The organism is Clostridium sp. UBA5119 (assembly GCF_002414285.1).
Taxonomy (GTDB): domain Bacteria; phylum Bacillota; class Clostridia; order Clostridiales; family Clostridiaceae; genus Clostridium_J; species Clostridium_J sulfidigenes.
Genome location: NZ_DHYX01000017.1, coordinates 2,218 through 13,075, shown reverse-complemented (window position 1 = coordinate 13,075; position 10,858 = coordinate 2,218). Strand labels below are relative to the sequence as shown.

8 protein-coding genes are annotated in these 10,858 nt (G+C 29.5%); 2 read left to right on the top strand and 6 right to left on the bottom strand.

Features of this window, described 5'->3' with window-relative positions; all coding sequences use genetic code 11:
* Positions 1 to 232: 232 nt before the first annotated feature.
* Complete coding sequence (locus B2671_RS02465; RefSeq protein ID WP_346868994.1) at positions 233 to 1,534, bottom strand: M18 family aminopeptidase; 1,302 nt, start codon at positions 1,532 to 1,534, stop codon at positions 233 to 235.
* A 153-nt stretch (positions 1,535 to 1,687) separates the two neighbouring features.
* Between B2671_RS02465 and B2671_RS02460 the strand changes: the two genes are divergently transcribed.
* Positions 1,688 to 2,866, top strand: coding sequence for a cation diffusion facilitator family transporter (locus B2671_RS02460; RefSeq protein WP_346868993.1), 1,179 nt, complete (start codon positions 1,688 to 1,690; stop codon positions 2,864 to 2,866).
* 75 nt (positions 2,867 to 2,941) lie between these two features.
* Positions 2,942 to 4,030 (top strand): PRK06851 family protein, encoded by a 1,089-nt coding sequence (locus B2671_RS02455; protein WP_346868992.1) that lies wholly within the window; start codon positions 2,942 to 2,944, stop codon positions 4,028 to 4,030.
* Between the two features lie 65 nt (positions 4,031 to 4,095).
* On the opposite strand, the gene B2671_RS02450 is transcribed toward B2671_RS02455, so the two are convergent.
* The 5 genes from B2671_RS02450 to lepB form a co-directional block, all read right to left on the bottom strand.
* The gene (locus B2671_RS02450; protein ID WP_346868991.1) at positions 4,096 to 5,640 is read right to left on the bottom strand and encodes a HelD family protein; all 1,545 of its coding nucleotides are present in this window, start codon (positions 5,638 to 5,640) and stop codon (positions 4,096 to 4,098) included.
* Positions 5,641 to 6,321: 681 nt separating this feature from the next.
* Positions 6,322 to 7,413, bottom strand: coding sequence for a dipeptide epimerase (locus B2671_RS02445; RefSeq protein WP_346868990.1), 1,092 nt, complete (start codon positions 7,411 to 7,413; stop codon positions 6,322 to 6,324).
* A gap of 242 nt (positions 7,414 to 7,655) precedes the next feature.
* Positions 7,656 to 8,030, bottom strand: a complete 375-nt coding sequence (locus tag B2671_RS02440; protein ID WP_346868989.1) for a PqqD family protein — start codon at positions 8,028 to 8,030, stop codon at positions 7,656 to 7,658.
* A gap of 117 nt (positions 8,031 to 8,147) precedes the next feature.
* Complete coding sequence (locus tag B2671_RS02435) at positions 8,148 to 10,073, bottom strand: OPT family oligopeptide transporter (RefSeq protein WP_346868988.1); 1,926 nt, start codon at positions 10,071 to 10,073, stop codon at positions 8,148 to 8,150.
* Between the two features lie 287 nt (positions 10,074 to 10,360).
* Positions 10,361 to 10,858: signal peptidase I (gene lepB / locus B2671_RS02430; RefSeq protein WP_346868987.1), on the bottom strand; the 498-nt coding region annotated here is incomplete at its 5' end.

The following is a 10,858-nucleotide window of genomic DNA, read 5'->3' as shown; positions in this document are numbered from 1 at the left end:
ATAGTAAATATATTTCTATCCTATGGATTAGCTTTCTCTTATATCTAAATAAAAGCCATCTAAGAAAAGTAACTTTATATCTTACTTATCTTAAATGGCTTCTTTATATATGCTATTGTGAACTACCTTTAGTTAATCCTCTATAACTACCTGGTTGTACATTAAATTTTACTTCTTCCCATCACTATTTTCAATAATTATTCCTTTGTTAGAAGGAGCTCCTATAATTATATTATATTTTGTAAAACTCTATAAAGGATTTTGTTACATAACTATGATCCTTAACTCCTGCAAACTCTCTTATAGAATGCATAGCAAGGGTTGGATTTCCAATATCTACAGAACGTATATTTAAATGTGTTGAAGAAATTGGTCCTATGGTTGAACCACCTCTTAAATCTGAACGATTTACAAACTTTTGTACTGGTACCTCTGCTTTTTTACAAATAGATTCATATACAGCAGAAGAATCTGAATCACTGGTATATGCACAATTTGCATTTATCTTTATAACAGGACCTTTATTTACAATTGGTCTATTAGTCGGGTCTGCCTTTTCTGGACTATTAGGATGAACTGCGTGAGCATTATCTGCCGAAATAATAAAGGATCTGCTAAGTGCTCTAAAGAACTCTTCTCTCCCTTTTCCAAGACAAAGAGCAATTCTTTCTAAAATATTTGCTAACATATCAGAATCGGCTCCTTGTTTTGTAGAGCTTCCAACTTCTTCATTATCAAAACATACCATTACATTTATGCCCTCAGTTATTGGAGCTTCTTTTAGTGCCTCAATTCCAGCATGAACCATTTGAAGATCATCTAATCTACCTGAAGATATAAATTCATCTTTTAATCCAACAATACATCCCTTTTCAAATTCATAAAGGAATAAATCAAAATCTATAATATCCTCTTTATTTACCTTCAATTCCTCAGCTAATATGTTTATTAATGCATTATCCTTTTCTAATTCTTCAGTTACCATTGCAAGTAGTGGAAGTGTATCTTTTTGTGGATTTAATTCTCCTCCAGAATTGGCTTCCCTATTCATATGAATTGCTAAGCTAGGTATTATTAATATTGGTTTCTTTATGTTTACTAACCTTAACTCTGGATTAAGTAAATTTTCACCTTTTAAAGCAACTCTTCCTGCTACAGATAGTGGTCTATCCATCCATGTACTTCTTATTAAACCACCATAAACCTCAGTATTTAATTTAATATAATTATTTTCTGATATAATTTCACTATTTGGCTTTATTCTAAATGTAGGTGAATCTGTATGAGCACCTATAATTTTAAATCCATGGTTCTCAACCTCACCATTACCTACAGTAAATGCAATTAAAGCAGAACCATTTTTAGTAGTATAATATTTACTACCTTTTTCTAATATCCATTTATCCTCTTCCTTTAATTCCTTAAAATCACAACCTTCAAGAGAATCTTTAACATTTTTCACTGCATGAAAAGCAGTAGGGCTTTCATACAAAAAATCTATAAGTTCTTTAGCGAACTTCAATTCTTTTGACATAATTAATCCCCTCCTTAAAACGAAATATTAGTAATAGTATACCAAACTTTTACTACATTTCCTATGAATTTCGTAATTTTACCTAATTTATAACATGTTCTCGTGTTATACTATAGTTATGAGAAAAAATATATTGATAAAGAGGTGTAATAATTGATTTCTCAAAAACTTATAACAAAATTTATTAAAAATAGTGAAGATATAAAAAATAAAAAGGTCAGAGAACGATATGGATATCTTGGTGGAGTTGTTGGTATTTTAGTAAATATAGTTTTATTTTTAATTAAAATCACTGCTGGACTTTTAGTTAATAGTATTGCTGTAATTGCTGATGCTTTTAATAATCTCTCCGATGTTGGAGCTTCATTAGTAACTATCTTTGGCTTTAAACTTTCAAATAAACCAGCAGATAAAGAACATCCCTTTGGACATGGAAGAATTGAGTACATTTCTGGTCTTATAGTTGCATTTTTAGTAATATTAGTTGGCTTTGAATTCATAAAAAACTCTTTTGAGAGAATTAAAAACCCTGTTTCTGTAGAATTTTCACTGCTTCCATTTATTCTTTTAATCATATCTATATCATTTAAAATATGGTTAAGTAGGTTCTATAGAGGTATAGGTAATAAAATAAATTCTTCCGCTCTTAAAGCTTCTTCTGTAGACTCAATAAGTGATGTAATATCTTCTTCTACTGTAGTTATATCACTATTAATCTCAAAATTCACATCACTTCCTATAGACGGATATATTGGTTTAGTTGTTTCCTTTGTAATTCTTTATGCAGGATATAACCTAATTAAAGATACTTTAAATCCATTACTTGGAGTTGCTCCTGATGAAGATTTAGTAGAAGATATTCAAAAAATGTTATTATCCTATGAACATATAGATGGTGTTCATGACTTGCTAGTTCATAATTATGGCCCTGGAAGAATAATTGCTTCTATTCACGCTGAAGTTCCTCTTGATATTTCTGTTGTTGCTGCTCATGAGGTTATAGATAGAGCTGAAAAAGAAATTTCTTCTGAACTGGGTATATATCTACTAATTCATATGGATCCAGTAACTACAAAGGATGAGGAGATTCTTAGTGCAAAAAGAGAATTGGAAGAAGTTTTAAATAAAATTCCTCATATATCTTCTTTTCATGATTTTAGAGTAGTAGGTGAAGGTGACTATAAAAACCTAATATTTGATGTAGTAGTTAAGAATGACTTTATAATAACTAAAGAATCAGAACTTAAATTACAAAAACAAATAAATGAGGAAATTAAGAAAGTTTCTCCAAATCACAACGCAATAATTACCGTAGATGCATCTTTTATCTAATTAATTTGAATTTTCATTAACCATTTTTAACTTATATAATATTATGATAGTGTAGAAATCATTGGAGGATTAATTATGACTGGAATATCCACTCACTATTTTTTAGGTGGCAATACCGGAAAAGGCTTTTACTCTCACTTTAATTATATTATTTCCCAAAAGGATGCAACTAGAATTATTTGCTTAAAGGGCGGTCCTGGTACAGGAAAATCTTCCCTTATGAAAAAAATTGGAAAACACTACATTGATAGAGGATATGATGTAGAATTTCATCATTGTTCCTCTGATAGTGATTCTTTAGATGGAGTTCTAATTAAAGAATTAAAAGTAGCTATACTTGATGGTACATCTCCCCATATGATAGATCCTATTACTCCTGGTGCAGTAGATGATATAGTAAATATGGGAATATGTTTAAAAGAAGAGAATTTTAAGAGCATAAAATTTAACATTTTAGCTGTAAATAAAGAAATTGGAAATTCCTTTAGAAGAGCTTACAGATTTTTTGCTGCTGCTAAATCTATTTATGATGATTGGTATACCTTTAATAATGAAGCTTTAAATCTTTATGAACTTAATATTTTAAAAGAAAATTTGAAGAATAGAATTCTTCCTAATACTTTCTCATCACTGGGTAAAAAACGCCACTTATTTGCAACAGGATTTACTCCAGAGGGAGTTATAACTTATATTCATAATATAATAAAAGACATGTCCAGTGTTTATATACTTAAAGGCTCTCCTGGAACTGGCAAAACTCGTGTTCTTGAATATATTGCAGATGAAGCTATTCGAAGAGGTCTAGATGTAGAGATTCTACACACTCCACTAAATCCTGAAAAAATTGAACATTTATTAATTCCTGAATTAAAGGTTGCTCTAGTAACATCAAATGAAATTACCAAAATAGAATTTCATGGCGAGGAGTATGATATGGATAGTCTATTAGATGCAAATTATATTGAAAAAAAACAAGATGATATAGACGATATTTCTTCCATTTTTTACATCTTACTTCAAAAAGGTCTTGATTGTATAAAAACAGCTAAAGATTTACATGATGAATTAGAGGAATTCTATGTTCCTAATATGGATTTTAATAAGGCCGACCAAATATATGACGAAGTATTAAATAAAATTCAAGGATATGAAGAAAGCTTATAATATATTATAAATAAAAAGTAATAGCATCACAGGGTGCTATTACTTTTTATTTTTATTTTTATTTTTTATTTCTTAATAACCATTAAATTATGAAGTGCTCTTGTACACATTATATACATTATATTGTCCTTGTATCTTTCTTGTATGTCCTCTTCAATTATAATAGCTCCATCAAACTCTAAGCCTTTTGCATAATAGCTAGGCATAATCATAGTTCCCTCAGCAATATGAAGATTTTCTTTATCTATAAGCTTTAATGAAATATCTTCTTTTAACAAATCATATACATACTTAGATTGAGATAAATTTTTAGTTATAATAGCTATATTTTCAATATTTTTTTTCTTTAAGCTAGATACTAGCTCTATAATATTTTCTTTTATCTCTTTCTCATCCTTTACTAGTATCTCATTAACAGAATCTCCAGTTCTAACCATAGGTACTATGGAAATATCATCTATATACCTATTACTATATTCCATGATTTCTTTAGTTGAACGATAACTTTTATTTAACTTAAACATTTCAACTGAATCCTCACTAAATATATCTTTAATACTACTTAAAGAAGAATTATTTCCAATAGGTATTAATTGCTGATTACTATCTCCAACTATAGTAATAGATTTAGTATTTACAAGTTCTTTTAACACTATAAATTGTAGTGGTGAATAATCTTGAGCCTCGTCGATTACTAAATGTTTAATTTCTCTATTAAGCCTTAAGCCCATAAGTTTAGCTTTTAAGTATAATATAGCAACCAAGTCTTCTTCTGTATATTCTTTATCCCCATTAAATTCTTCATATATCTTTTCTATATTTTTTCCATCTAAATAACTTAATGTAGCTTTTATTTCTATTACATCTCTTACTAATTCTCTTATTTCTAACTTTCTTTTGAATTCTAAATCATTTATATGAAGTATTAATTCTTCAGGGGTAAACTCTTTCTTTTTCTCTTTATACTTCATTTCAATAAATCTAAATTCTTCATCTCTCACATCCTTAATTCTAGAGAATAAAATTCTTTTAATTTTTTTACTTCTTCTAAATAATGGTAGTGAAGTAAAGTCTTTTGTAAACATGGCTTTTATCTCTTCTTTAGTTGCTATAACTTTATCTCTAAAGAAAACTCCATCGCTAAAATAACTATCTTCTTCTAGTTTAATAACAAGTTTATCTAGATCCTCCATAAACTTTAAGGATCTCTTATAAATAATTTTTTTCTCAAAACCTTTATCTTTATTAAGAATTCTTTCCATAACATCTTTAATATCTATAACATCATCTACATCTACTAAATCTAAAGCTAAATCTAAAAATGTAGTTTGGAACACTCCTGTCTCTCCTAAAGTTGGAAGAACATTTGAAATATAATCTATAAATATTCTATTAGGTCCTAATATTAGAACCTTATTTTCTAAAAGATTTCTGTAATTATAAATTAAATAAGCAACTCTATGAAGTGCAATAGTAGTTTTACCACTTCCAGCTACACCATCTACAACTAGTATCATATTCTTATCTTGTCTTATAATCTCATTTTGTTCTTGTTGTATAGTCATAACTATGTCTTTAAGCTTATCTGAAGAATTTTTGCTTAATACCATTTGAAGAATATCGTCTTTTATATCGATATTAGAATTAAATAATCCTTCTAATTTACCTCTCTTTATGATATATTGAACCCTTCCTAAAATAGAAGCCGTAACTTCTCCTTCAGGTGAATTATACTGTCCAATATTTCCTGTATTATTATAAAAAAGTGCTGAAATTGGAGCTCTCCAATCTATAATTAGTGGTTCAAAGGTTTCCTCTAAAGTTACTCCAAACCTTCCAATGTATATATCTTCTATTCCATAATCTTCTTCTCTAAAAGTAACCTTACCAAAATAAGGAGANNCTATCAGTGCTTTTAAAATTTTCTTCTTTTACGTAGTTTTCATGGTCAAAATACTCTATTATCTTATCATCATCATCTTTAAATTCCTCTAAAGCATTTTTTCTGTATTCTAATATGGCATTGGTTATATGCTTTCTTTTCTCTATACACTTAAGAATTTCATCATTTATTATTTTTATAACATGTTCTAATCTTTCTTCTTCTATTGCAACCTCTAACTGTTTCTTTAATTGATCTTTAAGATCATTTGACATAAAACCACTTCCTTTATTAGATATTAGATTCTTATAATGAATTTTCATAGTAACTTATTATAATTTCTATATTTTAATCTTAAACCCTTTCATCTATGCAAAATTAATATAATATATATATAGATAAAGTTTACTTATACTATTTCTTCCCAACCTATTATATCAGTAATGCCAAGACCAGGTTCATCGGATAAAGTGATTCTATTTCCTTCAAAGATTGCTCCTCCAACTATAGGATCCTCTGCAAAGTATAACATTGTATCTAAATCTGCCGTTATCATATTTCCTCTTGAAGCTGCAAAGCTTGCTGCTGCTGTGATCCCAATTTTGCTCTCTAACATACAACCGACCATACACCTTATACCCATAGTATCTGCCATATTATAAATTCTTATGGCATTTTGTATTCCTCCACATTTCATCAGTTTTATATTGATTAAGTCACAAGCTCTATTCTGAATTACCTTAAAAGCCTCTGGGGATCCAAACACTGATTCGTCAGCTAAAATCATAGTGTCCACATTATCTTTAATAAACTTCAATCCTTCGATATCCCAACCTTTAACTGGTTGTTCTACAAACTCTATATCTAAGTCTAATTGCTCTATCTTCTTAATTATCTTTATTGCATCTTTAGGTGACCAGCCTTGATTACCATCAACTCTTACTTTTATTCCTTTTCTAATAGCACGTCTAATAAATTTCACTTTTTCAAAGTCTGATTCTACATTATTTCCAAGCTTTATCTTTATATTAGTATAGCCATCTCTAGTAGCTTCATAGGCTGCATTTATCATATTTTCCATCTTATCATCATCTTGTATAGTTATATCTGTAAGTACCGTTGAATTAAAGCCTCCTAATAACTTATATAATGGAGTATTTACTCCTTTACTCCAAAGATCATATATAGCAATTTCTACAGCTGCTTTTGCACTATTATTTCCTTTAATACATTCATCCATAACTTTAAAAATACATTGAAGACAAGTAAGATCCATTCCCTTAATAAAAGTAGTAATATGTTTAATAGCACCTACAATTGAACTTTCTGTCTCCCCCGTCACTCTTGGTGCTGGAGCTGCACTCCCTATTCCCACATCTCCATTTTCTGTAAAAATCTTTACAACTACTTCGTTAGAATAATTATAAACTCCGTTTTTAGTTACGAATGGTTTTTTTAATGGCATTGTAATTCTACCAACTTTAACATCTGCAATAATCATTTTTATACCCCTACTACTTATAAATTTATATTTTTAATATTATTAATCTATTCGGATTATATTCATATAAAATATGCTTAAAATATGATAGATTTTTTACATTTTCGTAAAAATTTCTATCTAGTCAAGTCATAATTATACACCAAAGCCTAAAGTAGTCAAGCTATATAGTAGATTGTTTTTGTTCAATTTATTTATTTAAATAGTAGATATTACTCTCAACGTCTACATATTTCCTAATATCAACCCTGGTTATTTTTTATTCCTATGAACTTTATCCATCTTTTTCTAGCAATATATCTTATGTACATTACAAGCCTCTCTATAGCTACTTCTTCCGTATCACCTAATCTCCTTGCCATTTCAAGTGCAATATCATATATACTTCTTTTACCATCTATTAAAGTCCATGCTAATGAAGATTTATCATCAAAAACTATATCACTAAGGTTATTTTTTTTCACTAACCATCTTGCAAACTTTTCTATAGGTTTGTTATGTTCAAAGTATAAAGTAACTATATTATTTTCATTAATTTTATAGTTATCATGTTCGATTTGAGGAATATATAAAAGAAAATTCTTTTCTTCTTTATTTTGTGTTTTTTTACCTTTCATACAAATCACCTACAAATTAGTTAAGAGCCTAAACGGCTCTTAACTTTAATAATATTAATAATTATATCCATATTTTTTAATATTATAAGAAATATTATCAATAATCATCACTTACCTTTAAGTTCTTTCATTATCTCCACTACAAGAAATAAGATAAATAATTACTCCAAGAATTATAAATATACCTGTTGACAATATAGAGTTTTGGGTTATTCCTTCAAAATTAAGTCCAAAGGCCACATTAAGTCCTAAAGTAGCAAACCCTGCGACTACTATACCCATTAATGCGTCTCCAGCAACTAATCCAGAAGATATAAGAATACCTCTCTCTACTTTTTCTTTCATAAGGGATTCATTTTTCTTAAATTTCTTCTCAACAAATATTCTAATTATACCACCTGATAATATACCTGCATTTAAATGTATTGGTAAGTATAAACCAAGAGCAACCGGTAGTACTGGAAGACCAGATATTTCTGCAAATATAGCTATAGATACTCCCACAAACACTAGTACCCAAGGTAATTCACCAGTCATAACACCTTCTATAACCATTGACATAAGAGTAGCTTGTGGTGCTGGCACTGCTTCTGAGCCAATTCCATATGTATTATGAAGCATTAATAATACATATCCAGAAACTACAGCACCAAATATTAATCCTAAATACATTCCAATTTGTACTTTCTTTGGAGAACCACCAATTATAAATGTAGTCTTTAAACTTTGAGCTGTACCACCAGCAACGGCTATGGCTACACATACTATACCACCTACCATAACGGCTGTAATCATTCCACCTTCCCCTATATTACCAGTTATCTTTAATATGGCCGTAACAAATAGTAAAGTAGCAATAGTCATACCCGATACAGGATTATTTGATGCACCAATTATACCAACCATTCTTGCAGAAACTACTGCAAAGAAAAATGAAAATACTACTGCCATTAGCGAACCTATTATCCCTACTCTAATTTGTGGCAATAACCATGCAAGAACAAATACCAGTATTGCTGAAGCTATCACCCAAACAATTGGCGGATCTTCATTTATTCTAGTAGTTACACCACTTTCCTTTTTACCTATACCTGACATGGCTTCTTTAAAAGATCTAATAATGGTTGGTGCAGATTTTCCTAAAGAAATAAATACTCCTGCAGCAACCGCTCCCGCTCCTATATATCTAATATACTTACTCCATATATCTGAAGCTCCCATCTCAGAGATTAACATAGTTGAAGGAAATAAAGGTTCTGGAACTGTACTACCTATATACTTAATAAGTGGTATTAATCCAAGCCAAGCTACAAGAGATCCTCCAAACATAAATGCCGATGCTTTTGTACCTACAATAAACCCAACACCTAGAAGTGAAGCTAATGTATCTATTCCAAATACGGAATTTTGATATGCAGGTATAACCCATTCTGGTCTTTCACGCCAAAGAGCAAATCCCCCAGAAGCTAATTTATAACCTCCACCAATTCCAAGGCCCATTAAAACCATTTTAAATCCACTACCACCTTCACTTCCATTAACTAAAACTTCAGCTGCAGCCATAGACTCTGGATATACTAAATTCCCATGCTCCTCAACTATTAAAAATTTTCTTAGCGGTGTAACAAAAAATATACCTACTAGCCCTCCTAGAAGAGTAACAATAACTATTGTAGAAATCCTTAAGGTAATTCCCCATAAAATAATTGCTGGTAGTATAAATATAATTCCACCTGCTATAGATTCTCCAACTGCTGCAATTGAAGCAACCATATTAGCCTCTAATATATTGTTTCTTTTAAACAACCCTTTTAAAATTCCTGTAGCAAGTATTGCTCCAGGTATACCTGCTGAAATTGTAAGACCAACCTTTAATCCTAAATAAGTGTTTGCAGCCGCAAATATCATTGTAAATACTGCACCCATTAGAAGAGAATAAACACTTGACTCAGGCATTGCCGTTGTAGTCGATATAAAAGGCATGTAATCATCACCTTTTATACCACCATAGGCAGTATGTGATAATTTTTTATTATCTTTCATTTATAATTCCTCCTTTGTAAGATATATCAGTCACATTGATTACGCACTTTTAGACTTATTTTTAATATTTACTTTTCCTCTTATTCCACTACTTACCGCTTTGTTTTATTGCCGATTTTAGTTATTGTTAAATTACCTTATACCTTTAAATATATTTTATGGATATGAATTTATCTTTCCCTAAATATAGTTTGATTATTATTTTATTTAGCATAAATTTAAATAATAAAAGTGATGAAATAAATTTCACCACTTCAATACTTCTTTAAAATTTTACTACTTATACACTATTTTAATTTACCAAACCTATCAAAAGGAAATATAATAAATTTTCCTTCTCCCTGTATGTCTTCAAAAGATATATATGGATTTTCCCATAATCGTGCATCAATAGAATTTCCTCTATTATCTCCCAAAAATAAATAACATCCTTCTGGTACATTAAAAGAACCTGTAGTATCACTAAAACTACTTACATAATTCTCCTCTAGAAGCTCACCATTTATATATACACTTCCATCTGATTGAATTTCTACATTCTCTCCTGGAAGACCTACTACTCTTTTAATCAAGTCTTTATTTAGCTCATCAGAATGAAATACTAAAATATCTCCTCTTTTAATAGATGATGGTTTATAAGTTCTCAATGAAAATATTCTATCTCCTGGTGTAATAGTGGGATACATAGATTTAGTTGGAACATTTACATTGAAAAAAATAAACTTATTTATTAAAACTCCTAAAATTATAGCAATTAATGCTGGTATTATCCATTCTTTAAGAAA

Excerpts from the sequence above, each read along its gene's own strand:
- B2671_RS02455 (WP_346868992.1), top strand. The coding sequence starts at position 2,942 with ATGACTGGAATATCCACTCACTATTTTTTAGGTGGCAATACCGGAAAA.
- B2671_RS02450 (WP_346868991.1), bottom strand. The coding sequence starts at position 5,640 with ATGGTATTAAGCAAAAATTCTTCAGATAAGCTTAAAGACATAGTTATG.
- B2671_RS02465 (WP_346868994.1), bottom strand. The coding sequence starts at position 1,534 with ATGTCAAAAGAATTGAAGTTCGCTAAAGAACTTATAGATTTTTTGTAT.
- B2671_RS02440 (WP_346868989.1), bottom strand. The coding sequence starts at position 8,030 with ATGAAAGGTAAAAAAACACAAAATAAAGAAGAAAAGAATTTTCTTTTA.
- B2671_RS02445 (WP_346868990.1), bottom strand. The coding sequence starts at position 7,413 with ATGATTATTGCAGATGTTAAAGTTGGTAGAATTACAATGCCATTAAAA.
- B2671_RS02435 (WP_346868988.1), bottom strand. The coding sequence starts at position 10,073 with ATGAAAGATAATAAAAAATTATCACATACTGCCTATGGTGGTATAAAA.